The sequence below is a fragment of the Leptothrix mechoopdaensis (SeqCode) genome, assembly GCF_053893855.1.
Map to the genome: position 1 here is coordinate 3,474,828 of NZ_CM132699.1, position 25,519 is coordinate 3,500,346.

The 25,519-nt window shown below is 71.7% G+C and carries 20 protein-coding genes; 9 read left to right on the forward strand and 11 right to left on the reverse strand.

What is annotated here, in order from left to right; genetic code table 11:
* Window positions 1-2: 2 nt before the first annotated feature.
* Genes ACWA7K_RS15000 through ACWA7K_RS15010 form a run of 3 tightly spaced genes read left to right on the forward strand, consistent with a single transcriptional unit; the run spans window position 3 to window position 3,845 of the window.
* Window positions 3-683: a hypothetical protein gene (locus tag ACWA7K_RS15000; RefSeq protein ID WP_456162201.1), complete on the forward strand. Its 681-nt coding sequence runs from the start codon at window positions 3-5 to the stop codon at window positions 681-683.
* A complete protein-coding gene (locus ACWA7K_RS15005; protein ID WP_456162202.1) occupies window positions 662-1,867 on the forward strand; it encodes a hypothetical protein in 1,206 nt (401 codons plus the stop codon). Before ACWA7K_RS15000 ends, ACWA7K_RS15005 begins: the two co-directional genes overlap by 22 nt.
* Before the next feature lie 10 nt (window positions 1,868-1,877).
* On the forward strand, window positions 1,878-3,845 hold the full coding sequence (locus ACWA7K_RS15010; RefSeq protein ID WP_456162203.1) for a hypothetical protein: 1,968 nt from the start codon (window positions 1,878-1,880) through the stop codon (window positions 3,843-3,845).
* 41 nt (window positions 3,846-3,886) lie between these two features.
* Here ACWA7K_RS15010 and ACWA7K_RS15015 read toward each other — a convergent pair whose 3' ends face one another.
* Window positions 3,887-5,446, reverse strand: coding sequence for an oligosaccharide flippase family protein (locus ACWA7K_RS15015; RefSeq protein WP_456162204.1), 1,560 nt, complete (start codon window positions 5,444-5,446; stop codon window positions 3,887-3,889).
* Between the two features lie 49 nt (window positions 5,447-5,495).
* Here ACWA7K_RS15015 and ACWA7K_RS15020 point away from each other — a divergent pair, with 49 nt between their 5' ends.
* Window positions 5,496-6,611 carry a glycosyltransferase gene (locus tag ACWA7K_RS15020; RefSeq protein ID WP_456162205.1) on the forward strand — a complete coding sequence of 372 codons (1,116 nt, stop codon included), beginning with the start codon at window positions 5,496-5,498 and terminating at the stop codon, window positions 6,609-6,611.
* 124 nt (window positions 6,612-6,735) lie between these two features.
* Window positions 6,736-7,401, forward strand: a complete 666-nt coding sequence (locus ACWA7K_RS15025) for a response regulator (RefSeq protein WP_456162206.1) — start codon at window positions 6,736-6,738, stop codon at window positions 7,399-7,401.
* Here ACWA7K_RS15025 and ACWA7K_RS15030 read toward each other — a convergent pair.
* From ACWA7K_RS15030 to ACWA7K_RS15055, 6 genes are all read right to left on the reverse strand, one after another.
* The gene (locus ACWA7K_RS15030) at window positions 7,398-8,618 is read right to left on the reverse strand and encodes a glycosyltransferase (RefSeq protein WP_456162207.1); all 1,221 of its coding nucleotides are present in this window, start codon (window positions 8,616-8,618) and stop codon (window positions 7,398-7,400) included. The two genes, ACWA7K_RS15025 and ACWA7K_RS15030, sit on opposite strands and share 4 nt — an antisense overlap.
* A complete protein-coding gene (locus tag ACWA7K_RS15035; protein WP_456162208.1) occupies window positions 8,615-9,637 on the reverse strand; it encodes a polysaccharide deacetylase family protein in 1,023 nt (340 codons plus the stop codon). Before ACWA7K_RS15035 ends, ACWA7K_RS15030 begins: the two co-directional genes overlap by 4 nt.
* An 18-nt stretch (window positions 9,638-9,655) precedes the next feature.
* Window positions 9,656-10,288, reverse strand: coding sequence for a polysaccharide deacetylase family protein (locus tag ACWA7K_RS15040; protein ID WP_456162209.1), 633 nt, complete (start codon window positions 10,286-10,288; stop codon window positions 9,656-9,658).
* 64 nt (window positions 10,289-10,352) lie between these two features.
* On the reverse strand, window positions 10,353-11,723 hold the full coding sequence (locus ACWA7K_RS15045) for an O-antigen ligase family protein (RefSeq protein WP_456162210.1): 1,371 nt from the start codon (window positions 11,721-11,723) through the stop codon (window positions 10,353-10,355).
* 9 nt (window positions 11,724-11,732) lie between these two features.
* On the reverse strand, window positions 11,733-12,950 hold the full coding sequence (locus tag ACWA7K_RS15050) for a glycosyltransferase (protein ID WP_456162211.1): 1,218 nt from the start codon (window positions 12,948-12,950) through the stop codon (window positions 11,733-11,735).
* Window positions 12,951-12,974: 24 nt separating this feature from the next.
* Complete coding sequence (locus ACWA7K_RS15055) at window positions 12,975-14,075, reverse strand: hypothetical protein (RefSeq protein WP_456210179.1); 1,101 nt, start codon at window positions 14,073-14,075, stop codon at window positions 12,975-12,977.
* A 529-nt stretch (window positions 14,076-14,604) separates the two neighbouring features.
* Here ACWA7K_RS15055 and ACWA7K_RS15060 point away from each other — a divergent pair.
* On the forward strand, window positions 14,605-16,980 hold the full coding sequence (locus tag ACWA7K_RS15060) for an HzsA-related protein (RefSeq protein ID WP_456162213.1): 2,376 nt from the start codon (window positions 14,605-14,607) through the stop codon (window positions 16,978-16,980).
* Between the two features lies 1 nt (window position 16,981).
* On the opposite strand, the gene ACWA7K_RS15065 is transcribed toward ACWA7K_RS15060, so the two are convergent.
* Window positions 16,982-17,797 (reverse strand): LytR/AlgR family response regulator transcription factor, encoded by an 816-nt coding sequence (locus ACWA7K_RS15065; protein WP_456162214.1) that lies wholly within the window; start codon window positions 17,795-17,797, stop codon window positions 16,982-16,984.
* 14 nt (window positions 17,798-17,811) lie between these two features.
* Complete coding sequence (locus tag ACWA7K_RS15070) at window positions 17,812-19,092, reverse strand: sensor histidine kinase (RefSeq protein ID WP_456162215.1); 1,281 nt, start codon at window positions 19,090-19,092, stop codon at window positions 17,812-17,814.
* Between the two features lie 54 nt (window positions 19,093-19,146).
* Here ACWA7K_RS15070 and argH point away from each other — a divergent pair, with 54 nt between their 5' ends.
* Both argH and ACWA7K_RS15080 read left to right on the forward strand, forming a co-directional pair.
* Window positions 19,147-20,577, forward strand: coding sequence for an argininosuccinate lyase (argH, locus tag ACWA7K_RS15075; RefSeq protein ID WP_456162216.1), 1,431 nt, complete (start codon window positions 19,147-19,149; stop codon window positions 20,575-20,577).
* Between the two features lie 20 nt (window positions 20,578-20,597).
* Window positions 20,598-21,092, forward strand: coding sequence for a hypothetical protein (locus ACWA7K_RS15080; protein WP_456162217.1), 495 nt, complete (start codon window positions 20,598-20,600; stop codon window positions 21,090-21,092).
* Between the two features lie 63 nt (window positions 21,093-21,155).
* Here ACWA7K_RS15080 and ACWA7K_RS15085 read toward each other — a convergent pair whose 3' ends face one another.
* Entirely contained in the window at window positions 21,156-21,989 is an 834-nt protein-coding gene (locus tag ACWA7K_RS15085) for a hypothetical protein (RefSeq protein WP_456162218.1), read from the reverse strand.
* Window positions 21,990-22,232: 243 nt separating this feature from the next.
* On the reverse strand, window positions 22,233-23,888 hold the full coding sequence (locus tag ACWA7K_RS15090) for a hypothetical protein (RefSeq protein WP_456162219.1): 1,656 nt from the start codon (window positions 23,886-23,888) through the stop codon (window positions 22,233-22,235).
* Between the two features lie 283 nt (window positions 23,889-24,171).
* On the opposite strand from ACWA7K_RS15090, the gene ACWA7K_RS15095 reads away from it, so the two are divergent.
* Window positions 24,172-25,512, forward strand: coding sequence for a tetratricopeptide repeat protein (locus tag ACWA7K_RS15095; protein WP_456162220.1), 1,341 nt, complete (start codon window positions 24,172-24,174; stop codon window positions 25,510-25,512).
* Window positions 25,513-25,519 lie beyond the last annotated feature (7 nt).

Genomic DNA, 25,519 nt, shown 5'->3' on the forward strand with positions numbered 1-25,519 from the left:
CCGTGCCCTCCCCCTCCGCGCTGCGCCCGGTCGTGCTGGGCCGCAACTCGCGCGTCTGGGCCGCCGTGAAGCCGCACCTGGCCGATGGCGGCGCGCACTGGCAGGCGCTCGGTCATGCCGAGCTGGACGGCTTCGCGTTCACGCCGGCCGACCGCGTCTGGGTGCTGTCGTACTCGCGCGATCCGGCCGAGAACCGCGCGCTGCTGCAGCGCCTGGCGGCGGCTGGCGTCGCCGAGATCGTCTACCTGTCGTCCAGCTCGACGATCGTCGACGGCCGCACCCGCTGCTACGAATACCCGCGCGTCAAGGCCCTTGCCGAGGCCGAGGCGCTGGCGCTGCCCAACGGCCGCGCGCTGGTCGTCGGCCTGATGCACGACCGGCTCGACGAGCTGCCGGCCGGCCTGAACATCGCCACCCGCCATGCCGACCTGGCCGCCTTCATGGCGCGGCCGGACTGGGGCCCCGACAACGCCCGCCGCCGAACGCTGTTCGAGCCGGTCCGGCGCGACTGGCGCAGCCCGGCCGAACGCACCGCCCATGCCGTCTATGCCGGCCTGATGCGCCTGACCGGCCCGTGGCCCTGCCTGCTGCGCCCGCTCGACCTGCTGCTGCGCCTGGCCGGCTGGCGCTGGTATGGCTACACCCACCTCGCGAACCGTCTATGGATGTCGAAGATCTCGTGATCGGATCGGGCCTTGCCGCGCTGGGCGCGGTGATCGGCCTGGAACACAGCCCGTCGGTGCTGGTGCTGGCCGGCCCGGCCGAAGGCCGCCATGCCCACTACGACGAACGCGCCACGGTGCCGTGCGCCTACCTCGGCCAGGGGGGCCTGGGCAACGACTGGCACGGCGTCATCCCGACCGGCTGGCGGCGCAATTTCAACGACGCCAGCGCGGACGAGTTCAGCGCGCTGTTCGCCCGCTTCTACCCGCACACGCCGGTGCGCGAGCGGCTCGGCCAGCCTTCGCTGTTCGTGCCGTGGAAGGCGATCCGGCCGCGCCCCGAACTGGCCCGGTTGCTGGCCGAACGCGGGCCGCAGCGGCTGCGCGTCGTGCCCGCGCTGGCCGAGCGTTTCACGCGTGTGCCCGGTGGTGTCGAGGTCGAGGCCGGCGGCCAGCGCTGGCGCGCCCGCCGGCTCTGGCTGGCCGCCGGTGCGCTGCACACGCCCGAGCTGGTCGACCGTTCGCTGGGCCTGCGCGTCAGCCGCGAGACCGCGTCGGACCACATCACCTGCTACGTCGGGATGACCACCGGCGCGCCGCGCCCGGCCGTGCAGCGGCACCGCGAAGGGCTGATGTTCCCGGCCCGCTACGGCGCCCGTGAAGTCGCGCTCTACACGCTGCGACCGGCCCATTTCGAGTTCGCCCGGCTGGACCATGCGATCGAGGCCCGCGCGGTGTTCGGCATGCCGACCGGCAACGCGGTCGCCAAGATCGTCCGGCGCGCCTCGCCGGGCCTGCTGGCCGAGGCCTTCTACAACCGCTTCGGCCTGTTCGCCTCGGCGCGCGCCTACAGCGTCATGGCGCAGACGCCGCTGGTCGACGGCTACCACCGCACCGGCGACGCCGCCCGGCCGCTGGCGCCGCTGGAGCCGGCCTTCGCCCGCGCGGTCGAGGCCGTGCGCGCGGACCTGCCGCTGGACGGCGTGCAGCTGTCGCGCCGACCGGACATCCGCATCCCCGGCATCCACCTGCACCACACGCTGGACCGCGAGGCGCTGCAGGCCCACGACCTGGACCATCCCGGCTCGCCGGTGCAGGTCGTCGACGCCTCGACGCTGCGCGACATCGGCCCCGATCACCACAGCTTCAAGATGATGATCGGCGCCGTGCGCCGGGCCCGCGCCGCCGTGCCGGCGCAAGGCTGAGGCCGGCCCGATGCGGCGGCGCACGCTGCTGGGCCTTGTCCTGCCCGCCCTGTCACCGACCGTGACGCGGGCCGGTGCCACCGGCCAGACCGGCTTCACCGCCCGGCCCTACCTGTTCAAGCCCGACGAGGCACGGCTGCGGGCCTCGCGCGCGGCGCGCGATCCGGAAGCGATCGGGGCGACCAGCAACGACCGCGGCCGGCCGATCGGCTTCCTGTCGCTGGCCGCCGAGGCGCTGGTCCGGCGCCGCGACCTGGACGACCTTCCGACCTGGCATCTGGCCGTCGCCGGCTGGATCGACGAACGCCCCGCGCTGGTCGACCTGGCCTTGCGCGAGGCGCTGCAGATCGTGCTGGACGCACCCGGCGGCGACCGTGGCCGCAGCGACCGCTTCCAGCACGTCGAGGCCCGCATGTTCGACGTCGCCGCGACGATCGACCTGGCGCTCGCCGTGTCGCCCGAGCGTGTCAGCCCGGCCCAGCTTCGCCTGGCCGCCGCCTGGGTCAACGGCACGCTGGAGAACTGGAACCGCGAGAACCGCGCCTACTGGCCGCTCGACAACCCCCTCAACAACTACTGGCACAACGGCTTCCTGGCCCATGCCGTGGCCGGCCTGGCCAGCGAGGGCTGGAACCCGCAGGCATCGACCTGGCGCGCCCGTTTCGTCGAGATGGCGCGCCGCTACGCCGAGGCGACCACGCCGCCGCGCTGGCACGGCCCGGTGCAGTCCGAAGGCCACTACTACGGCGCCTATGTCAGCCATGCGCTGTGGGCGATGGCCCTGCACGACGCCGTGCTCGGCACCCGGCTGATCGACGAGGCCCAGGTGTCGTGGACCGAGCAGATCAAGCTGGTGCTGTATCAGCTGCGACCGCACCTGCAGCAGTTCTTCCTGGTCGGCTCGGAGGCCAGCGACAGCACCGCGCCGCACACGCCGGTGACCTGGTCGCATGCGCTGCAGCTGGTCCACGCCGCACGCGGCACGCCCGAGGCCGCGCTGGCGCGGCAGGTGCTGCTGCGGGTCGATGCCGAGCAGACGCTGCCGCGTGCCGAACGGGCCTGGTCGGGCTACTACTGGAACCTGCAGCGCGGCCACGAAGGCGTCAGCCCGGCGCAGCTGCCGTCGCTCTTCGTCGCGCCCACGCCGGGCGCCGGCCTGATCGGCCTGCGCTCGAAGGCCGGCTTCGAACCGCGCGATGACGCCCGCGCCGCGCTGGTCTTCGCCAACCGCTTCGACAGCAGCCCGGCCTGGAGCCACGCCAACCCGGACGCGCCCGGCTTCCAGTGGGCCGTCGGCAGCGACTGGCTGGTGACCGATCCGGAACAGGCCGGCCGCAGCGGCATCCTCGGCGAGGCCGGCGGACGGGCGCAGAGCGACATCTCCAACATCGTCACCCTCGACGGCCAGCGCAGCAGCGAGCGGGGCGGCCACCCGCGCATCCTGCGCGCCGAGGCGCTCGATGCGGCGGCTGGCGCCTGCCATGTCGTGCAGGTCGATGCGCAGCCGTACTGGACGGCGGCGTCGGTCTACCGGCGCGACTACGTCTGGCTCGACGACCTGCGCAGCGTGCTGGTGTTCGACCGCATCAGCTCGCCGATGGCGCGGACCTGGCGGCTGCACCTGCCGGTCGAACCGGTGATCGGCGGCAGCACGGCGACCTGCCGCATCGGCCGGCGCAGCCTGCAGGTCCACGACCTGATGCCGGTCGAAGGCCAGCCCTGGCAGGCCGTCAACCTGGCCGGGCAACTCACGGAACGCGAGGTCTGGCGGCTGTCACGCACGGAGCCGCGCGCCGGCCTGCGGCCCGACTACCGCGCGCTGGTGCTGTGCAGCCTGGACGGCCACGCGCGCCCGGCGGGTCTGCAGTCGGTCGACGGCACGCACGAGGTCCGGCTGATGCTCGGTGCGAAGGAGATCGTGGTGCGGCTGCACGACGACGGCCGACGGCCGGTGATCGCGGCGGCGGCGGCGCGCTGAGCCGGCCGCACGTTGCGGCGCAGGCTCACGCGATGAGCCTGTCAGGCCTCGGCCGGGTCCGGGTCGCCGTGGAAGCGGTCTTCGAGCCGCTGGATGCGCGCACGGGTCGCCTCCGAGCGCAGTCCCAGGCGCGCCAGCACGGCGGTCAGCAGCTGGAAGTCGGCCCGTTGCCAGGCCCGCAGCACGGTGGTCAGCAGCAGGCCGAGCAGCAGCACGATGACCGCGCCGATCAGGCCGCCCCAGCGTTCGGGCAGCAGCGCATAGGGCAGCGCGCCAACCAACGTCGCCAGCGCGAAGGCCACGCCCATGCGGATGCAGGGCTTCAGGTCGATGCGGATGGTCGCGCCGCGCAGGAAGTAGACGACCTGCACGGCGGCACCGCCGACCCGCGTGATCGCGAAGGTCAGCGACGCGCCGATCAGGCCCAGCCAGGGCACCAGCGCGAAGGCGCAGATCAGGTTGATCAGCAGCATCCAGCCGGTGGTGCGGACGCGGTCGTCCTGGCGGTCCTGCGTGGCCAGGAAGGCGCCGACGACCGATGAGGTCAGCGCCAGTCCGGCACCCGCGAGGGTCAGCTGCACCGCGAAGATCGCCGGCGCGTAGGGTTCGCCGTAGACCAGCAGCACGACCGGTCGCGAGGCGAAGAAGCCGGCGGCGGCGACCACCAGGCCGATGAACCAGTAGTAGCGCAGCGCCGTGTTGACGATCGGCGCCATGCCACGCGGGCCTTCACGTCCGGTGGCGTGGGCCATGACCGGCATCAGCGTGGACTGCAGGCCGGCGGTCAGGATGTCGACGGCGCCCTTGGTCAGCGTGCCGGCGATGGCGAAGAAGCCGATCTCGGCCACGGTGCCGAAGTCGCTCAGCACGAAGGTCTCGATCGTGCGGTTGGCGGCCATGCCCAGCACGACCATCGCCGCCGTCAGCCACAGGTGCTTCATGACGCGGCGGAGTTCGTCCGGCGCGATCGGGCCGGCCTTGGGCGACAGGCCGCCCCGTTGCAACAGCACGGCCACGAACAGGTAGCTCAGCACGCAGGTCAGCGCATAGCCGCCCAGGAAGCCCAGTGCATCGGGTCTCTCGCGCTGCACGACCAGCGACACCGCCAGGTAGATCAGCGCCGACACCACCGGCGCGCTGGCCGCGTAGTCGTAGCGCTGGTGACCCAGTGCGTTGGCATGCAGGAAGGTGAAGCGGGCCTTGGCCGCCACGCTGACCGCGATCAGCACGACAAAGGCGACCGGCGCATCGGCCCACTGGTCCGGCCGGATCAGTGCCGTCGCGATGGCCAGCACGGTCAGCACGATCAGCACGCCGGCCAGCTGGATCATGCCGAGCCGTGCGGCGATGGCACGTGCCAGCGCCGGGTCGTCCTTGCCGCAGGCCTCGGCCACGAAGCGGATCGCCGACATCGACGAGCCGTGATTGCCGGTGAAGAACAGCGTGCCGCTGAGCCAGATCGCGAAGCTGAAGAGTCCGAACTCGGTCGGCCCCAAGGTGCGCGCGATGACGATGCTGACCACCAATCCGATCGCGTACTCCGCCAAGTTTGCAACCGTATACAGCAGGGCGTTGCCCAGGGCGGCCAGTCTTCGACTCATCTTCGTCTACTCTCGTCTCGATGCTCAGATCAATCAGGAATTCTGCGTGATGCGACTGCTCCACATCGTCGAGTCACTCGACCGAGGCGGCCTCGAACGTGTAGTTTGTGACCTTGCCGCCGAACAATTTCGACGTGGCCATCAGGTCGAGGTGCTGTGCCTGTTCACACGCGGCGAGTTCGCCGAGGAACTCGCTGCCACCGGGGTCCGCGTCCATCAGGCCGGCAAGCGACAGGGCCTGGACTGGGCCACGCTGGCGACGCTGCGCCGCACCGTTCGGGCGGGTGGCCACGAGCTGATCCACACCCACAACCCGGTCGCCAACTACTACGCCGCGCTGGCCGAACTGACGAGCTGGCGCTCGCTGCCGATCGTCAACACGCGCCACAACATGGGCGCGCGCAACCCGAAGGACCGGCGCGAGAAGCTGTTCCGGCTGTCGGTCGCGCGCACCGCGAAGGTCGCGATGGTGAGCCAGCAGGTCAGCCAGAAGTTCATCGACACCGGCGTGGTACCGGCCTCGAAGGCGGCGGTCGTGATGAACGGCATCCCGCTGCAGCGTTATCACGTGGCCGATGCGGCGCAGCGGGCCGCTGCCCGCGCAGCGCTGGGCCTGCCGGCCGATGCGCTGGTGATCGGCACGGTCGGCCGGCTGGTCGGCGTCAAGAACCATGCGCTGCTGCTGCAGGCGGTGGCACCGCTGAAGGCGCGTCACCCGGGCCTCGTCGTCGCGATGATCGGTGACGGTCCGCTGCGTGGCGAACTGGCGGCACTGGCTCAGTCGCTGAGCCTGGGCGACGCGGTGTGTTTCATCGGCGAGCGGCCGGACGTGCCGCAGGTGATCGGCGCCTACGACGTGTTCGCGATGCCGTCGCTGTCCGAAGGCCACTCCATTGCCCTGCTGGAAGCCGCCAGCAGCGGCCTGGCCATCGTCGCCACCGCCGTCGGCGGCAACCCCGAGATCGTGCAGGACGGCCGCAACGGCCTGCTGGTGCCCAGCCAGGATGCACCGGCGCTGACCGCCGCGCTCGACCGGCTGCTGGGCGACGCCACGCTGCGGGCCCGGCTCGGCGGCGCGGCCCGGCAATGGGCCGTCGACGAGGTCTCGCTCGACGCCATGACCGATCGCTACGAGGCGCTTTACCGTGCCGCCACGCGGCGTTGAAGCGGCGAAATTCCTCTCAAGTCCCCGCGCCGTAGTCCGATAACCTCGGATCCGGCACCATCCACGCCCTGCGCGACCGTCCGTCGCGCAATTTTTTGTCCACAATAGAAGTCAGATATCAGACATGTCAGTTTCCGTTGCCATCATCGAAGACGACTCCCGGGTCCGCGATCACGTCGCTGGCCTGATCCGGGCATCGAACCTCTGCACCCTCGCGGGAACTGCGCGTGACCATGCCGAAGGCATGGCGCTGATCGCCGACAACCAGGCCGATGTCTACCTGGTGGACCTCGGCCTGCCGGACGGCGACGGGGTCGACCTCATCGCCGCCATCCGGACCCATTGCCAGCCCGCCCACAGCATGGTGCTGAGCGCCTTCGGCGACCCGCGCCACATCGGCCGCAGCATGAAGGCCGGCGCCACGGGCTACCTGCTGAAGGACGAACGCGCGCCCGCGCTGATCGATGCCATCGTGGCGCTGCACAACGGCGAATCGCCGATCAGCCCGCAGGTCGCGCGGGTGCTGGTGCAGCACGTCGCCAACCAGGGCCTGCCGGAAGTCCCGGTCGACCGCAGCGAGGCCCGCAGCCGTTTCGGGCTTCAGCCACGCGAGATGGAGGTGCTGAGCCTGCTCGGCGCCGGTCTGCCGCTGATGCTGATCGCCGACCGCATGGGCATCTCGCACCACACCGTCAACCAGCACCTGCGCGGCGTCTACCGCAAGCTGTCGGTGCGCTCACGGGCAATGGCGGTGCATGTCGCGGGCAACCACGGCCTGCTGGACGACTAGGTCGACGCCCGGCCGGCAACACCGTGCGGCTGCGGCATCCGGGCCCGCGCGCGCTCGCAGACCGCGAGCGTCTGCCGGGCCACGTCGGCCCAGCTGCGACCGAAGCGCGCGGCCAGTGCGGCGGCCGGGTAATGACCGGCCTGCACGCCGTCGAGCACCCGGCCCAGCGCGGCGGCCAGGCCGTCGACATCGCGCGGCTGGATCAGCTCGCCCGAGTCCGCATCGACGATCTCGCGCGTGCCACCGACGTCGGTCGCCACCACCGGCACGCCACTGGCCAGCGACTCGACGACCACGTTCGGGTAGCCCTCGCTGTAGCTCGGCAAGGTCATGACGTCCGAGGCCGACAGCCACAGCGCGACGTCCTGCGGCTGCACCGCGCCGGGCCGGTGGACCCGGTCGGTCAGGCCGAGCGCGGCGATCTGCGCGTCCAGCGCGTCGCGGTAGACGCCGTCGCCGACCACCGCCAGGCGTGTCTTCGGCCGTTCGGCGGCGATGCGGGCAAAGGCCTGCACCAGCTCGTCCACGCCCTTGGCCTGCACGAGGCGGCCGACGTAGGTGATCAGCGTCGCGTCGTCCGGCACGCCCAGGCCGGCGCGCACGGCGGCGCGTTCGCGCGGGTGGAACAGCGCCGTGTTGCAGCCGTTGACGAGGGTCGTGACACGCGCGGGCTCGGCGCCGTAGCGCTCGATGGCCTGCTGGCGCAGTTCCTCGCTGACGGTCAGCACCTCGGTGGCCTCTCGCAGCGCGCGGCCGGTGTAGTGGCTGGAGATGCGGTCGCGCACGCGGATGTCCGAGCCGCGCGAGCCGATCACGCACGGCTTGCCCAGACCCTGCGCGACCCGCAGCGCGGCATAGCCTTCGGGGTAGATCCAGTAGGCCAGCACGACATCCGGATCGAACGCGGCCAGGCGCGGACGCAGGCCGAACTGGGCGATCCAGCCGTTGAACGGCCGCGACACCAGCGGCAGCGCCGGGTAGTCGAAGGCCTGCATGCGCACGCCCGGCAGGCTGTAGTCGGGCGGGAAGGTGCCGTAGATGTAGCCGCGCGGCTGCAGCCGCGGGTGGCGCGGGTAGCGGGCGGTGGTGAAGAAGACCTCGACGTCGGCGATCTCGCCCAGCGCCTTGGCGGTCTCGAACACCGGGCGGCCGCGGGTCAGGTCCCACGGCACCGGGAAGACCGAGGTGACGAAGGCGATGCGGGTCGGCCGGCTCATTTGAACCACTCGGGCAGCGCCAGCATGGCGCGGAAGTAGTCGCGCGTGGTGTCGCGTTCGATCGACTGGCGCAGCAGGCCCAGCGGGTGGACGGCACCGCCCCAGTTGGTGCCGGCGTCGTAGGCCGCGCCGATCGAATAGCCGCTCAAGGCGACCTGCACCAGCGCCTCCTGGCTCACCGCATGAGCCCGTCCGGCCGGGTAGGCGATCGACAGGCAGGGCCGCTGCAGCTGGTTCTCGATCTCGCGGCGCGAAGCCTCCAGCTCGAAGCGCAGCTCGTCGGCATCGAGCCGGGCGATCAGCGCGTGGTTGACGGTGTGCGAGCCGAACTCGATGCCGCCGTCGGCCATCTCGCGGATCTGGTCCCAGCTCATCGTGCGCACCAGCGCCTGGTCCTCGGCCCGCAGCGAGGCGGCGTGTTCCTCGCGCAGCCGCCGCACCGTCGCCATCAGCTCGGCATGCGGGCGGCGCTTGAGGTAGCCCAGCAGCCGGCCGCCGGCGGCGCGGCGCTGCGCGCGGCTGTCGTCCGGGCGCAGTTCGAGCTCGCCGTCCAGCGTCGGGATCACGCCTTCGCGGGCGCGCAGCACCACGTTGGGCGCGGCGTCGTGCCAGAACGGCTCGTCGCCGCCGATGTAGCCGGTGGCGATGAAGACCGTTGCCGGGATGCCGTGTTTCTTCAGGATCGGATAGGCGTGCTGGTAGTTGTCGGCATAGCCGTCGTCGAAGGTGACGATGACCGGCCGGCGCGGCAGCTTCTTTCGGCCACGGAGGTACAGGCCCAGGTCGGACAGCGAGATCGGGTCGTACTCGCGCCGCACCAGTGCCATCTGCCAGTCGAACTCCTCCGGCGTGGCGCTGACCAGGCCGAGGTCGTAGGGATGGGTGGCCTCGTCGACCTCGGGCAGGACGCGGTGGTAGGCCAGGATCACGATCGACGTGCGGCCGCGGTCATGGGCCAGGTTCAGCGCACCCAGTGCGCCGATGCCGGCCAGTCGCGTGCCCAGCTGGACTCGGTTCATCTTGGATCCTTCAACGGTTCAGAGCGGGTTGGCCGGCAGCGCATCCAGGCGCAAGCCCTGCGCGCGCCACTGCGGCAGCAGCCGGTCCAGCGCGGGTGCCGCGCCGGCCGAGTCGTCGTGGAACAGCAGGATGTCGCCGGCCTTCGGCGGGTCCGCCTCGAAGCCCTGCACGATCTGCTCGGCGGTCCACTTGAAGTCGTAGCTGTCGCGGGTCCACATGACGATGCGCCGGCCCAGGCCGAGCGCCTGGCGGATCAGGCCGAACGACGCATAGCCGTAGGGCGGCCGGAACCAGCCGCCGTCATAGGCCGGTTGCCAGGCCGCCATGACCCGGTCCAGGCCCTCGATCTCGAGCCGCCGGGCCGGTGCGGACATGCGGTCCATGCGCGGGTGGATCAGCGAGTGGTTGCCGATGCGGTGGCCGCGCCGCACCACCTCGTCGACCAGCTCGGGATGGGCATGCACGTCGCGGCCGACCATGAAGAAGGTGGCGCGTGCGCCGTGGCGATCGAGCACGTCCAGCACCGCACGGGTGTGGCCGGCGTTCGGGCCGTCGTCGAAGGTCAGGTAGACGGTGTCGGGCGAGGGCAGGCGGTAGAGCACGCGGCCGGGCAGCAGGAGCTTGGCGAGCAGCGTCTTCAGGGAAGGCATGGGCAGCGGAGGGGGTCGGAAGTTCGGGTCGGGACCAGGGTGCGAGGCGCGGGCGGACGGCCCGTCACATCAGCAGGCGCGTGGCGGTGTAGAGAAGCAGGATGCTGGCCAGCGTGGCGGCCAGCAGGCGCTGCCACAGGTCGCCGAAGCGCACCGGCGAGAGGTCCGGCTCGCGATGCCGCGCCAGCTGGTAGACCGCGACGATCAGCGCCATCTCGACGTAGACCACGACCACGTAGGTGCGCGACAGGAAGAAGCAGCACACCAGCACGGCGACATAGCTGTAGAGCAGCGCGCGCGCCAGGCGCTGGGTCTCCTGCCAGACCTGCCGGCGCGCGTGAACGGCTGCGGTGGCGGCCTCGGCGGCCTCGTCGACCGGCAGCATCGCGCTGGCCGGCGCCACGTCCATCGTGCGGTCGACCGGCGGTTCGGCCTTCGGCAGGTCGACGGGCCAGTGGCGCACCACCCGCAGCAGCATGATCAGCGTCAGCAGCACGCCCGAGAACCAGACGAAGTAGCCCACCACGCCCAGCTCGGCCAGCGCCAGCATGAAGGAGTTGTGCGCGGTCAGCAGGTTGTGTTCGGTGAACAGGCCCTTGCCGATGCCGAACAGCGGGTTCGAGCGCAGCATCTGGAAGCCCTCGTACCAGGCGTCGATGCGGCCGGCGGCGGACTCCTCGTCGGCCGACATGTTGGCCAGACGACCCGGCGCGGCGGCGATCAGGCCCAGGCCCAGCACCGGCAGCAGCATCAGGCCGCGCTTGAGACCGTAGCGCCACACGAAGTACGCGAACAGGATGCCGCCCAGTGCCAGCAGGGCACCGCGCGAGTTGGTCAGGAACACGCCGTAGACGATCACGCCGGCCATGGCGCGCCAGAACCAGCGCAGCAGGAAGCCGGTGCCGCCGCCGCCCAGGTACATCGCCATCGGCAGCGACATCAGCATCGACATCGCCAGGTCGTTCGGATCGTTCAGGAAGCCCAGGTAGGTGATGCGCTCGTCGATCGTCTTGGCGCCGGTCCAGCCGATGCCCGCGTTGGCCATCTGGTCGGCACCGTGCAGGCTCATCAGCACGGAGGCCAGCACCAGCAGGCCGAACACGGCCTTGAACTTGGCCTCGCGGTCCAGCGAGGTCGCGAGCATGAAGAACAGGATCACGACCGGCGAGAACTCGGTCAGCACGGTGACCGCACCACCGCCCCAGCCGACCAGCAACAGCGACAGGCTCATCAGCAGCATCTGCAGCGGCAGCAGCCGGAACTGCGGCGCGCCGAGGTCCTTGCTCTGGCGCAGCAGCCAGAACACCGCCGCGCCGACCAGCAGCACCGGCAGCACCGGCACGCCCTGGAAGCTCGGCAGGTATTCGTGCGGACGCACGTACAGCACGGCCAGGTAGGCCAGCAGGTAGAGGAAGGGCTGGAAGGGACTGAACATCGGCAGGTCTCAGCGGCGGGCGACGGGAGCCGGACGCGCACGCCAGGCCTGCAGGACCCGGTCGAGCGTGGCGCGCACACGTGCTTCCCAGCTCATGTCCTTGACGGCGGCCATGCGCGCGGCGGCCCGCGCGTCGGCATCGGGCCCCCGGCCCTCGGCCAGCGCAGCCTCGATCTGGGCCAGGTAGGACTCGCGGCCATCGGCGATGCGCACGACCTCGCCGAAGCGCTCGACCTCGGGCGTGTGCACGGTCACCACCGGCTTGCCGGTGGCCAGGTACTCGCGCAGCTTCAGCGGGTTGGCGTTGAGCACCTGCCGGTTCAGGCGGTACGGAATGATCGCCACGTCGAAGGCCTTGGCCCAGCCGGGCAGGCTCTCGTAGGGCTGCGGCCCGACCATCGTGACGTTGGGCAGGCGCGCCAGCGCGCTGACGTCGACATGCGGATGGCCCACCAGCAGCCACTGCCATTGCGGGCGCTGCTGCGCCAGCCACTCGATCAGCTCGATGTCGGTCCAGGCGGCGATCAGGCCGAAGTAGCCAATCACCGGCGCCTGGCCCTCCTTCAGCCGCGCGGCCTGCGGCGGCACGACGGTGGCGGCGGCGCGGGCGCGGGCGAACAGCTCGACGTCGACGCCGTGCGGCGAGAACGTGGTCTGCGGATTGATCGCCTGCTTGGCCGCGACGAGGTTGGGCGGCGCGACGAAGACGAGGTCGCACTGGCGCGTCAGCAGGTCGTCGCACGCGGCGATGCGCTCGACGTCCACGCCCGGATGCGCGGCGTAGTCGTCGATGCAGTAGTAGACCGCCAGCTCGTGCGGCACCGCCGCCAGCATCTGCGCCGGATGCGGCACGACGAACCACAGGATCGGCCGGGTGATGCCGGCATGGCGCATCGCGCGGCGCACCGCCCAGGCACCGAAGTGGCGGCTCAGCCAGGCGACGCCCGGCACGCGCCGCCACGGCAGTTGCGGCACCGTGCAATGCCACAGGCCGTCGCTGACCTGGACCGGCCGACGCAGCGTCTGCGCCAGCTTGCGCCACAGCCGCGACAGGTCGCGGCCGCTGGCCTTGGGTGGGCGCATGCCCGGTGAATCGACATACAGCACCGGCACCTGCGCGCCCAGGCGGCGGGCGATGTGGTGGCTGCTGGTGCGGTTCTCGGCATACCACTCGTTGCCGAAGTAGACGACGCCGACACCCGGCTCCCGGCTCAGTTCATGGGTCATGGCTTGCTCATCGGCGCGGGCATCTCACCAGCGCGCCTGGTAGGAATCGGGGCGGAAGCGTGCGTCGCGGGTGACGGCCGACAGGTCGACGAACTCGAAGGCCTCGGCCCGCAGGGTCTTGAGCTGGCGGAGGGTCGCCTCCTGCCACTGCGCCGACGGGTCGCCCTGAACGAACAGGTCACTGCCGATGTCGGCCACGTAGAGGCCGTGCTCGCGCATCGCGCGGGCCAGCGCGCGGGCCTGCACCGTCCAGTCGGCAGGGATCACGAAGTCGGCCTTCAGCCGCATCAGCGCACCGAACGGCACGCCACCGGGCGTCGGCCGGCCGGCGACGTGGCGGGCCGGCCAGACCGCCTTCTTGTCGAGGATGGCGTCGCGCAGCGTCACGCGCAGCGCATGCCGGACGGCGCCGGCGCTGGCCTCGTCGACCCGCGCCAGCAGCGGCAGGATCGGCAGGCCGGCGGCATCGGCCGAGGTCCAGCCGTCCGGCCGCATGGCCATCGAGCGCAGGTCCCAGCTGGCCGTCGCGTAGCTGCTCCAGACGCCGTCGATGCGGTAGGAGAAGAAGCTCTCCCAGAGTCGGCAGGCGCCCTGGTCGACAACCAGCACATGACGGTCGCCGCAGCGCGAAGGGTCTTCGCAATGGCCGTGTTCGATCTTCTGGCCTTCGGCGAACGGGAAGCGCCGCTGGGCCGGCTCGACCCGGTCGCAGCCCTGCACCACGCGCACCGCGCCGGCCTCGAGCACGGCGCAGTCGCTTTCGGAGGGGTAGCCCTTGCCATTGCCGTCACGGGCGTCGGTGATCTCGTAGGACAGCACCGGCCAGTCGGCTTCGGTCGGCGACAGCGTCACCAGGTTCCACGGGATGCCGTAGTAGTCGTCCGGGCGGCGCGGGTCGTCCTGGCGCCCCCAGTCCGGATGCAAGCGGCGGCTGGCGCCGATCGACTGGATCCAGCGCGCACTGTCCGGATGAACCGGGAACCGCGCCGTGTCGTCGATGCGCAGGTTGAAGACGGCCTCGTCCGGAAAGACCGGGCAGCGACCCAGCATCGGGGCCGCCGAGGCGCTGCCGAGGGCCAGCGCGCAGGCGGCCAGCAGAAGTCGGGCGGAGGTGGGGAACAGCATCCGTCGTGGGGTTGGTTCGGGGCGCTCAAGGGCCACACGAAAGGGTAGGAAACCTGCCGAAAACGTGCCTTGACAGACGCTCCGACAGAGCCGGCAGACCTTAACACGGCACCCGTGAAGGGCCTTCCGGGGTGACGTGACGGACTTCACTCAGACCCGGTCGGGGCTGCGCGGCCCGCCGCGGTTACATCTTCTCGACGGCTTGTAAGCCGGATGTTTCGGCGTGACCCGCCGGCATCCCCCGAATCCGGCGGAGGCGAGCCGGCGGCGATCACCCAGGCGTGTATTCCGTCACGGTCGAGGGGACGAAAAACCGGCGAATGTGAAACCGCCCGGTCGCGAACTTGCAAATCGCGCCAATCCCGCAACGGGCACTTACATCCGAAATGGGCAGGAAATGTCGAGCTTTTGCTTACCTGGCCTTCCGGGGCCTCGCCGACATTCCACCCACGGCCTCGGCGAAACCGGACGGGAACCCGGCCAGCCGCCCGCAAGGGCCACTCCAGACAAACCGACAAGGGATATCCAGATGAACGACAACCACGCCCGCTACCTGCGCACGCTGTTCGCGCTGTCGGCCACCGCCTCGATGCTGGCGGCCTGCGGCGGCGGAAGTTCAGGCTCCTCCACCGACACCGGCACCACCACGCTGAGCTCGGCCGATCAACAGATGGCCGAGGTCCTGCGCCGCCGTCGCACCACCCCGCCGGCTCCGGCACCCGCTCCGGCGCCGGCGCCGGCTCCGGCTCCTACCCCTGCTCCGGCACCGGCTCCGGCCCCCGCTCCTGCGCCGGCTCCCGCTCCGGCGCCGGCCCCCGCTCCTGCGCCGGCTCCCGCTCCGGCGCCTGCACCGGCACCCGCTCCGGCCCCGGGCAGCACCGCCGGCTCGATCACCAACCCGATCCTGTTCGTCACCCAGGTGCCGCCGTCGGCCGACTTCGCGACCCGCACGTCGACCTTCGCCAACCACCTCAGCGACATCGAGAGCGTGCCGCGCGGCGGCGACCTGATGATCCGCTACCCCGACGGCACGCTGCGCAACCTGACCCGCGAGGCCGGCTTCGGCATGGACGGCCTGCAGGGCGCCAACGCCATCGCGGTGCGCGAGCCGACGGTCCACTGGAGCGGCACCAAGGCGGTCTTCAGCATGGTCGTGGGCGCCCCGACGGCGCAGTACAGCCAGAGCAAGACCTACTGGCAGATCTACGAGGTGACCGGCCTGGCCAAGGGCCAGACGGCGACCGTCACCCGCGTGGCGACGCAACCGGCGACCTACAACAACCTGTCGCCGCTGTACGGCACCGACGACCGGATCCTGTTCACCTCCGACCGGCCGCGCGGCGGCGAGGCCCACCTCTACCCGCAGCTCGACGAGTACGAGAGCACGCCGACCAACACCGGCATCTGGAGCCTGAACGCCGCCAGCGGCGACCTGCGCCTGCTCAACCACACCGTCAGCGGCGCGTTCTCGCCGTTCATCGACAGCTTCGGCCGGGTCATCTTCACCCGCTGGGATCACCTGCAGACCGACCAGCAGGCCGAGGACAACAGCGCCGGCGCACTGAACTACGTCAGCGAGGCGGCCGGCGCGGCCACCTCGGCCAAGGCGGAGGTCTTCCCGGAATCGCGCGTCGGCTCGACCAGCGTCTACGGCACCGTCAACCCGCTGCGCTTCAACCTGTTCACGCCGTGGCAGATCAACCAGGACGGCACCAACGAGGAAACCGTCAACCATGTCGGCCGGCAGGAACTCCAGCCGGGTTATCAGACGGCATCCTTCGCAAACGACAGCGCACTCCAGAGTTATTCCAATCCGGGCTTCACGTCGAATGGCCTGCTGATTCGTGATGACGGCGGCCTGTTCCAGCTGAAGGAAGATCCGCGCAGCCCCGGCAGTTATTTCGGGATCCTCACCAGCGAGTTCTATACCTATACCTCGGGAGCGATCGTGAGATTCAACGGCGGCACCGCCGTGAATCCCGAGGCGATGGCCTTCACGAGCGTCACGAACGCCAACATGACCGGCGGGCGCTTCCGCAACCCGCTGCCGCTGTCGGACGGCCAGATGATCGCGTCGCACACGCCGAGCACGACCATCGGCACGCCGACGTCGACCGAGTTCACGCTCAAGCAGCTGAGCTACGACGCCACGCTCAAGCAGTACACGGCCGGCGCCTCGCTGACCGGTGGCATCACCAAGACGATCTCCTGGTGGAACCCCGACACCAAGATCACCTTCACCGGCAAGCTCTGGGAGATGGAAGCCGTCGAGGTGGTCGCCCGCACCCGCCCGGTGGCTGCCGCCCAGGCCGCGCTGGACACGCCGGAGAAGGCCATCCTGACCGAGGAAGGCATCGACGAGACGGCCCTGCGCAACTGGCTCAGCGCCAACAACCTGGCGCTGATCGTGACCCGCAACCACACCAGCCGTGACCGCGCCGACAAGCAGCAGCCGTTCAACCTGCAGGTGCCCGGCGGCGTCAAGACGGCGGTCGGCACCGGCAAGGTCTACGACATCGCCAACTACCAGATCTTCGAGGCCAGCTCGGTGCGCGGCTACAGCAGCCGGCCGGGTCGCCGCCCGATCGCCCAGCCCAGCGGCACGGTGTCGGCCAAGAACCCGGCCAACGCGGCCGGCCCGATCGCCAGCGTGAAGATCGCCGCCGACGGCTCGACCGCCGCCTTCGTGCCGGCCCGCCGTGCGCTGGCCTGGCAGACCACCGATGCCGGTGGCAACGCGGTGGTCCGCGAACGTGTCTGGGTGACCTTCCAGCCGGGCGAGGTGCGGGTCTGCGCGTCCTGCCACGGTGTCAACAAGGCCGACCAGGCCGGCAACCCGGCACCGACCAACAAGCCCGAAGCGCTGCGCACGCTGATGCGCTACTGGGCCACGCTGCCGAAGTGACCTAGAAGCCGGCCCGCTCCAGCGCCAGTCGCACGGCGGCCAGCTGGCGGCGTGACACCGCCAGCCATTCACCTTCCGGGTCGACACAGACGGCCCAGCCCTCACCGGCCTCGTGGACCTCGGTCCCGGGGCCGGTTTTCCGTTGCAGCGACCGCACCGCGCGGACCGCGACGATGGCGTTGCGGTGGATGCGCACGAAGCCGGCGCCCAGCCGCGGCTCCAGCTCGGCCAGCGACTCGTCGAGCACCAGCGTGCGGCTGGCGGTGCGCACCGTGACGTACTTCAGCTCGGCCTTGAGCACCAGCACCTCGGCCAGCGGCAGGCGCTGGCGGCTGCCGCGGTCGGCGATCCAGAGCATTGGTGCATCGGCCGCCGGGTCGAGCGGCGCCGGCGCCGTCAAGGCCTGCGGATGGGTGTCGCCGCCGATCCGCGCGACCCGCGCCAGCGCCTCCTGCAGACGGGCGCGGCGCACCGGCTTGGTCAGGTAGTCGAGCGCCTGGACCTCGAAGGCCTGCAGCGCGTGTTCGGCATGGGCGGTCACGAAGACGACCGCCGGCGGGTGGTCCAGGTGACGCAGCCGGGCGGCCAGTTGCAGGCCGTCCAGCCCGGGCATGTGGATGTCCAGCAGCAGCAGGTCGCAGCGGTGCGCGGCCAGCCAGGCCAGCGCGGCCGAGGCGCTGCCGAGTTCGGCCACCACCTCGGCCGGAGGCGCGAGGCAGTCGCCCAGCAGCGTGCGCAGCCGCAGCCGGGCCAGCGGCTCGTCGTCGACGATCGCCACCTTCAGCGCCGGTCCGAAGGCCGCAGCGGTCGTGTTCATCGCGCCCCTTCCCGTCAACGATCGGCCAGCGGCACGGCGATGCGCACGCGGTAGCGGTCGCTGGCGACGACGCCGGCCTCGAAGCGCATCGTCAGGTCGTGCAGCAGCATCAGGCGCTCGCGCACGTTGCGCAGCGCCATGCCCTGGCCACGCGCCCGGTCGCCGCGCGCACCGGCCGCCGCGCGGGTCTCGGCCGCGCCGGGCAGGGTGTTGGTGACGCTGATCAGCGCCTGGCCCTTGTGGGCCTGCGTGCGCACATGCACGGTGCCGCCGTCGGCCGCCGGCTCGATGCCGTGCTTGACGGCGTTCTCGACCAGCGGCTGCAGCAGCAGCGACGGCACGCGCGCCGCATCGGTCGCAGCGTCGATCTGCCAGACCACCTGCAGGCGCTTGCCGAAACGCACCTGCTCGATGGCCAGGTAGCGGCGCGCCAGCTCGACCTCCTCGCCCAGCGTGGTCTGGTCACCCGAGCCGACCAGCGCGGCGCGGAACAGCTCGGAGAGGTCTTCCAGCACGTCCTCGGCCTTGGCCGGATCGACCCGCACCAGCGCGATCGCGCTGTTCAGCGCGTTGAACAGGAAATGCGGCCGGATGCGCGACTGCAGCTCGGCCAGCCGCGCCACGGTCGTCGCCGGCAGGCGCAGCCGGGCGCGCAGCTGCAGGCCCTGGAACAGCGTGGCGGCCAGCGCCGCACCGGTCGCCAGCGGCGCCAGCGCGCCCAGGCCGGACGGCATCAGCAGGCCGAGCTGGACGATGAAGGCCCACGGCAACACGGCGCAGAGCCCCCCCAGGCCGGCCATCGCCAGCCACTGGCCCGGCAGCGGCAGAGCCTCCCAGCGCGCCCGCAGCGCGCAGACCAACGCCAGCCACAGCAGCGTCGCGGGCAAGGCCATCGCGGTCATCAGGGCGCTGCGGGCCAGCCAGTCGGCCCAGCCGCCGGCGACATGGGCCAGCCCGAGCGCCAGCACGCCATGCACCGCCAGCAGCGCGCGCAGCACGACGCCGGCCTGGCAGACGTCGAACACCGAGGCGGGTGCGGCCGTGGCCGCCGGACGCGCCGGACGGACCGTGCCGGCGTCGGGCGCGCGGCCCCGGCTGGCCGCATCGTCGAGCCGGCCGTGACCGGTCGACAGCCCGGTCAGCCCGGCCGGCGAGGTGTGATCGCCGCCCTGCGCCAGCACGTCGTCCAGCCAGGTGGTGGGGCCGACATCGACGTCGTCGCGTGGCGGTGCCGAGGGCCGGGGCGGCGGCACCCCGGCCGGGCGGGAGGCGGGCGGATCGGGCAGATCGGGCATCGGAAGGCGCTCCCTACAATCCCGCCATTCTCCCAAAAGCACCCTTGACGCCCCATGAGCACGCACCAACTCGACACCAAGTCCCAGGCCTGGTCGGCCCTGTTCTCCGAGCCGATGAGCGAGCTGGTCAAGCGCTACACCGCCAGCGTGTTCTTCGACAAGCGGCTCTGGCAGGCCGACATCGACGGCAGCCTCGCGCACGCCGAGATGCTGGCCGCGCAGGGAATCATCGGCGCGCAGGACCTGGCCGACATCCAGCGCGGCATGGCGCAGATCCGCGCCGAGATCGTCGCCGGCACCTTCACGTGGAAGCTCGAACTGGAGGACGTCCACCTCAACATCGAGGCCCGCCTGACCCAGCTCGTCGGTGACGCCGGCAAGCGCCTGCACACCGGCCGCAGCCGCAACGACCAGGTCGCCACCGACGTGCGCCTGTGGCTGCGCGGCGAGATCGACGCCATCGCCCTGCTGCTGACCGACATGCAGCGCGCGCTGGTGCATGTGGCGAGCCAGAACGTCGACGCGATCCTGCCGGGCTTCACGCACCTGCAGGTGGCTCAGCCGGTGAGCTTCGCGCACCACCTGCTGGCCTACGTCGAGATGTTCGCGCGTGACGCCGAACGGCTGTCGGACCTGCGCCGCCGCGTCAACCGCCTGCCGCTGGGCTCGGCCGCGCTGGCCGGCACCAGCTACCCGCTGGACCGCGAGCGCGTGGCCCGCACGCTGGGCTTCGAGGGCGTCTGCCAGAACAGCCTGGATGCCGTCAGCGACCGCGACTTCGCGATCGAGTTCAGCAGCTTCGCGACGCTGGTGATGGTCCACGTCTCGCGGCTGGCCGAGGAGATCGTGATCTGGATGAGCCAGAACTTCGGCTTCATCGACCTGTCGGACCGCTACTGCACCGGCTCGTCAATCATGCCGCAGAAGCGCAACCCGGACGTCGCCGAGCTGGCACGTGGCAAGAGCGGCCGCGTGGTCGGCCACCTGATGGGCCTGATCACGCTGATGAAGGGCCAGCCGCTGGCCTACAACAAGGACAACCAGGAAGACAAGGAACCGCTGTTCGACACGGTCGACACGGTCAAGGACACGCTGCGCATCATGGCCGAGATGATCGGCGGCGAGGTTGCCGCCGACGGCACCCGCAGCGCCGGCCTGAAGGTGAAGCGCGACGCGATGGAACGGGCCGCGCTGCGCGGCTACGCGACCGCCACCGACCTGGCCGACTACCTCGTCAAGAAGGGCCTGCCGTTCCGCGACGCGCACGAGGTCGTCGCCCATGCGGTCAAGACCGCCATCGGCCTGGGCCAGGACCTGTCGGAGCTGCCGCTGGCGACGCTGCAGGGCTTCGACGCCCGCATCGAGGCCGACGTGGCCGAGGCCCTGACGCTGGCCGGCTCGCTCAACGCCCGCAACACGCTGGGCGGCACCGCGCCGTCGCAGGTGCAGGCGCAGATCGCGCGCCACCAGGCCCGTCTGGCCTGAGTCCGAACCCACCCGCCACGATGACCGCCGACGCCACCGAGCGCCTCGCGGTCATCGCCACCGACCCGGGCGCCTCAGCCTCGCTGGTTCAGGCCCTGAAGGCCGCAACGGCCGCGAATGCCGCGAATGCCGATCAGCACGGGCTTCCCGACGACCTGCTCGATGCGGCACCGCTCGCGCAAGCGGTGCTCGCCGGCCACCTGCCCGCCTGGCCGGCCGACGTCTTCCTCGTGCTGATCGGGGCCGCCGACGGTCGTGCCGACCCGGCCACCGCGACCTTGCGCACCGCGCTGTTCGCGGCCGGCGTCGACCACGCCGTCGTCAGCGGCCCGCTTGACCAGCAGCTCGCCGCCACCCGTTCCACCTGGCAGACCCGCCAGTCCGCGCGTCGCCTCGACCGCGCCGGCCTGGCCGCACGCGGCCCGAAGTGGCGCCATGCCTGCGGGCGCTGTGGGGATGGGGACTGCGAGGCGCGGCTGTTCGAGGCGGTCAGACGCGCCCGACCGACCGCGTGAGGGCGCGGCCTCGCGACAGGTCGTCGAAGGACCGGCGGGCGTGATCCCTGATGGGCTGCCCGTTCACGGCAAGGTCGCGACGCTGCGCACGCCGTAGGCGCCCATGCCGATGGTCGGCGCAGCGGCCGCGTAGCCGGCCAGCAGCAGTTGACGCTTGCCCGAATTGCCTTCGAGCAGGTGCGAGAGCGCCATGCCGTTGATCGTCTGCCCCTTGAAGGCGCACAGGTCGGCGGTGTCGAACGTCAACGTCGCATCGAACAGGTTCTTGCCCGAGGCCCGAGGCGTCAACTTGCCACTGAACGGGCAACCACCGGCCATCGAACCCGTGATGACCCCGGCGGTCGACACCGACAGGGTCAGGGCCTCGGCAGGCGCTCCCGCGTTGTTGTAGCTGTCGAGTGTCCAGGTGCCGGCGACATCCGCCAGCTTGGCAGCCTTGTGGTAGTCGATGAGGGTCGCCGAAAGCTCCGCGCCCTTCACGCTCACACCGCCGTATTGGCCGGACCAGGTCCACGCATTGGTGTCATAGGTCGCCGTCAGGGCCTGCGCGGCCGGGCCGGCCACGCCGTAGTCGATCAGGTCGGTGGCGCTGTAGGCACCATCCTTGTACGAGCCCTTGGCATGGAGGAAGCCCTGCATCGTGAAACCGGTCGAGCCGTTGCCGCCATAGAGGCCCCACAACTGACCGTCTTCCAGCAACAGCAGACGGACCGTGCTGGCGGTCGCCCCGGTGGCCGTGCGGGTGCCGCCGTAGACGCCTTCGGGTGATGCGGGCGGGGTCGCCGAGGTCGAGCCACTGCCGTTGCCGCTGCCGCCGCCACACGCCGCGAGGCTGGTGATCGCCACGAGGGCCACGACGGCCAGGCAGGTCTTGAGGGAGTCGATCTTGTCGGTCATGGGCACGTCCCGGGACGGTTGTGAGGGTGAGCGGAATTCTTCGATTCCGGCCCGCGGCCGTCTGTAATCCAGATGGACTACCCCGCCTCACGACACCTGGACGGGCTCACGTCTGCCCTGGGCGGGCGCCGATCACGCGCTCGCGTTCGCACTCGCACTCGCACTCGCACTCGCACTCGCACTCGCGTTCGCGATGCGCGAGCCCATCCCCGTCACAGGCTCACCTCTTGAGCCACCCCGCGCTCAGGCCGCCCGCCCCAGCGGCTCGCGTTCGGCCAGGCTGCTGCGGCTGTAGGGCTCGTCGCGGACGCGGGCGACGGCGTAGAGCCAGACGGCGTCGCGGAAGGCGGCCAGCGACAGGGGCGTGTGGAAGCTCGGGCGGCGGATCACCGCCGCCAGCAGCGCGGCGACGCCGTGGGCGTGCCAGGCGTCGCGGATCGCCGGCCAGATGTCGGGGTGCTGTTCGAGCGGGGCGCCCTCGTAACCATCGGCGTCGCCGAGGTCGGCGCGGACGTTGTAGTGCATGCACAGCTCGCCCAGCACGCGCTCGACGTTGGCTGGCTGACCGAGCTGGCGGTAGTGGTCCAGCAGACGCAGGTAGATGCCGGGGCTGCGGCCGATGCGGCCCTTCAGAGCGCCTTCCAGCAGCGTCGCGCTGGCGGCGGGTGCGCCTTCGGCGGCGATGGCGTCGATCTTCTCGAGCAGCAGCGCATGGCGGGTGTCGTCGAGGCCGTCGGGGTCGAACTCGGCCTCCTCGGGCGGCAGGACCTGGGGCACCGGCATGTAGGCGCGGGTCGAGACCTTCGGGCGCGGCGGCATGTCGGGGGCGACACGCGGGCGCTCGGGCGGCGCCTCGGTGTTCGGGCTGGCGGCCTCGCGCGGCGGGTAGGCATCGCGGCCCCAGGCGGAGTGGGCGACCGAGACGCTCCAGCGCGACGGCGCGACGGCCGCGTCGACCTGGGCCTCGGCCTCTTCCTCGAACAGCTCGAAGCGGGTGTCGCGGCCGATCGCCTCGGGCTTGCGACGGCGCCGGTTGATCGCGTAGCGCACCAGCAGCCAGGCGAAGCCGAGCACGCGCGGCAGCACCAGCAGGCCCAGTCCGCCGCCCACGACGAGCAGGGCGACACGCATCCAGCCGGCGCTTTCGCCAACGCGGTCGCGTTCCTGCTCGGTCTGGTCCAGGCGCTCGCGCAGCGCGGCCAGCGTTTCCTGCGAACGACGTTGCTCGTCGCGCATCGATTCGAGCTGCTGGTAGAGGCGCTCGACGGCCGCCGTCATCTCGGCCGCGGCCTGCGATGAGGCGACCGAAGGCGCGACCGCCGCAGCGGCCGGCGCGGGGGCCTGGGCGGCGCGCACCTTCGGGGCGGGCGCGACGGCCGGGGCCTGCGCGGCCTTCGGCGAACGGGCACGCGGCGCGACCTTCAGGCTGGCGTTGCCGCCTGCGGCCGAAGCCGCCGCGTCGACCGTGCCCGGGCCGGGCAAGGCGGTGCCGGTGGCGATGCCGGCGTCGCCGCCGTCACGGGCCAGGCCGGGGGCGTCCAGCGGCGGATCGACCAGCAGCGTGAACTCGCGCGTGTAACGGGCGCCGCAGACCAGCGCCGTGCGCACCCGCACGACCGGTTCGCGGACCGATTCCTCGTCGCGCAGCGTCACCCACAGCTCGCCGTCGGCCGCCGTGCTGGACTGGACGACGCGCAGCAGCGACACCGCGCCGGCGTCCTGGCCGTGGAACACGGTGGCCTGCACGCAACGCGACAGCGAGGCGCCGGGCTCGATGTCGGTGGCGCGCACGCGCAGCACGACCTCGATCGGCGCGCCGACACGGGCCCGCACCTGGGCCACGTCGATGGATTGCGCCTGGGCCAGCCCGACCTGGAGCCAGCAGACGGCCCAAGCCACGCGCGTGAGCCGTCGGGCTGCGCGCGGGAGGCTGTCGTGCCATCGAACCGATCCGACCATGGGTTGCCGCCTTCGCTTGGGATAGCCGACAGTTTCCATTGTTTACATGCGCGGTGGTGTGCAACCAACGCACCTGAGGGGTCCCTGCCGGGAAAAAGGATCACGAGGTTGTCATGCTGCGACGCCTTTCACGCACTGCCTCCCCCGGAATGCGGGGGAGGCGCCGGAACCCTGTAACAGGGGCTCACAGCCCCCTTCGCTTGGGATCGACATACTTGGCGCGATGTCCTCCCCTGCGTCTTCTGTCCTCCCCTCGTCACCCGCCCGGCTGCCCCGGCGTCGCGCCGTGCAGCTGCTGGGCACCGCCCTGCTGCCGGGCTGGCTGTCCGGCGCGGTGCTCGCCGCCGATGCGCCGGCCGACGGCGCGCCGGCCGGCTCGCCCGATGGGGCGGCGGCCCGGCTGATCGACGCCCAGCTGTCGCCGCACCAGGCGGCGCTGGACCTCGGCCCGGTGCCCGACGCGGTGCTGACCGGCTACGTCGCCGGGGTCACCGCCGCGCTGCAGCGCACGCTGACGCGCACCGACCTGACGCTGGCCACGCGGGTGCTGCGCGCCCATCACCTGCAGGCCTACGCCTACCCGGCCGGCACGATCGGGCTGAGCCGCGGCATGGTGCTGGCGCTGCGTGACGAGTCCGAGCTGGCCGCGCTGATCGCCCTGCAGGCGGCCCATGCCGAGCTGCGCCAGATGACGCTGCCGCCCGGCGCGCGCGATGCCAAGCAGGCGGTGGTGACCCAGGCGGTCGCCGCCAGCCAGGCCTCGGCCTGGTCGCCGGCCCTGGGCATCGACGGCCGGCTGGGCACCAGCACGCTGCTGCCGGTGCGCACCGAGGCGCAGGCCCGCGAGGCCGACACCCGCGCGATGCAGATGCTGGCCGACAGCGGCTACCCGGCGATGGCGCTGTCGACCACGCTGCAGCGGCTGGCCGAGCTGCGGCGCGGTCAGCCCGGGCTGTTCGCGGCCTTCGATCTGGGCCAGCCGGGGCTCGACGCCCGCGCCGCCAGCACCCGCCTGGCGGCCGAACAGCGCCACGCCGCCACGCGCGGCCGACCGGTGCGGCGCGAGCGCTTCATCGCCGGCACCGCCGGCCTGCTGCCGGCCCAGGTCGCGATCGTCGACGCGCAGACCGCCGAGCAGGCGATGCTGCGCCAGGAATGGCCGTTCGCGCTGGAGCGGCTGCAGACCGCGCTGGGCCAGCAGCCGCGCGACTACGGCCTGCTGATGCGCAACGCGCAGTGCCTGCAGGCGATGGGCCGGCTGCGCGAAGCCCGCGGCCATGTCGCCGCCGCCCGCGAGGTCGATCCGGACGGCGCGCTGGCCTGCAAGCTGGGCGCGACGCTGGCGCTGTCGCAGCGCGATCCGGCCCATGCGTGGCTGGAACTGGAGTCACACGACCGGCTGCTGCCGGGCGATCCGGCGGTCGTCTTCCTGAAGGGCCTGACGCTGGAAGCGCTGGGCCAGGCGGCCAAGGCGGCCGAGCATTACCGCGCCTACCTGGGCTACACGACCCAAGGCCAGGCGGCCCAGTACGCCAGCGCCCACCTGAAGCTGCTGGGGCGCTGAGCCGGTC

Excerpts from the sequence above, each read along its gene's own strand:
- ACWA7K_RS15005 (WP_456162202.1), top strand. The coding sequence starts at position 662 with ATGGATGTCGAAGATCTCGTGATCGGATCGGGCCTTGCCGCGCTGGGC.
- ACWA7K_RS15010 (WP_456162203.1), top strand. The coding sequence starts at position 1,878 with ATGCGGCGGCGCACGCTGCTGGGCCTTGTCCTGCCCGCCCTGTCACCG.
- ACWA7K_RS15015 (WP_456162204.1), bottom strand. The coding sequence starts at position 5,446 with ATGAGTCGAAGACTGGCCGCCCTGGGCAACGCCCTGCTGTATACGGTT.
- ACWA7K_RS15020 (WP_456162205.1), top strand. The coding sequence starts at position 5,496 with ATGCGACTGCTCCACATCGTCGAGTCACTCGACCGAGGCGGCCTCGAA.
- ACWA7K_RS15025 (WP_456162206.1), top strand. The coding sequence starts at position 6,736 with ATGTCAGTTTCCGTTGCCATCATCGAAGACGACTCCCGGGTCCGCGAT.
- ACWA7K_RS15030 (WP_456162207.1), bottom strand. The coding sequence starts at position 8,618 with ATGAGCCGGCCGACCCGCATCGCCTTCGTCACCTCGGTCTTCCCGGTG.
- ACWA7K_RS15035 (WP_456162208.1), bottom strand. The coding sequence starts at position 9,637 with ATGAACCGAGTCCAGCTGGGCACGCGACTGGCCGGCATCGGCGCACTG.
- ACWA7K_RS15040 (WP_456162209.1), bottom strand. The coding sequence starts at position 10,288 with ATGCCTTCCCTGAAGACGCTGCTCGCCAAGCTCCTGCTGCCCGGCCGC.
- ACWA7K_RS15045 (WP_456162210.1), bottom strand. The coding sequence starts at position 11,723 with ATGTTCAGTCCCTTCCAGCCCTTCCTCTACCTGCTGGCCTACCTGGCC.
- ACWA7K_RS15050 (WP_456162211.1), bottom strand. The coding sequence starts at position 12,950 with ATGACCCATGAACTGAGCCGGGAGCCGGGTGTCGGCGTCGTCTACTTC.
- ACWA7K_RS15055 (WP_456210179.1), bottom strand. The coding sequence starts at position 14,075 with ATGCTGTTCCCCACCTCCGCCCGACTTCTGCTGGCCGCCTGCGCGCTG.
- ACWA7K_RS15060 (WP_456162213.1), top strand. The coding sequence starts at position 14,605 with ATGAACGACAACCACGCCCGCTACCTGCGCACGCTGTTCGCGCTGTCG.
- ACWA7K_RS15065 (WP_456162214.1), bottom strand. The coding sequence starts at position 17,797 with ATGAACACGACCGCTGCGGCCTTCGGACCGGCGCTGAAGGTGGCGATC.
- ACWA7K_RS15070 (WP_456162215.1), bottom strand. The coding sequence starts at position 19,092 with ATGCCCGATCTGCCCGATCCGCCCGCCTCCCGCCCGGCCGGGGTGCCG.
- argH (WP_456162216.1), top strand. The coding sequence starts at position 19,147 with ATGAGCACGCACCAACTCGACACCAAGTCCCAGGCCTGGTCGGCCCTG.
- ACWA7K_RS15080 (WP_456162217.1), top strand. The coding sequence starts at position 20,598 with ATGACCGCCGACGCCACCGAGCGCCTCGCGGTCATCGCCACCGACCCG.
- ACWA7K_RS15085 (WP_456162218.1), bottom strand. The coding sequence starts at position 21,989 with ATGACCGACAAGATCGACTCCCTCAAGACCTGCCTGGCCGTCGTGGCC.
- ACWA7K_RS15095 (WP_456162220.1), top strand. The coding sequence starts at position 24,172 with ATGTCCTCCCCTGCGTCTTCTGTCCTCCCCTCGTCACCCGCCCGGCTG.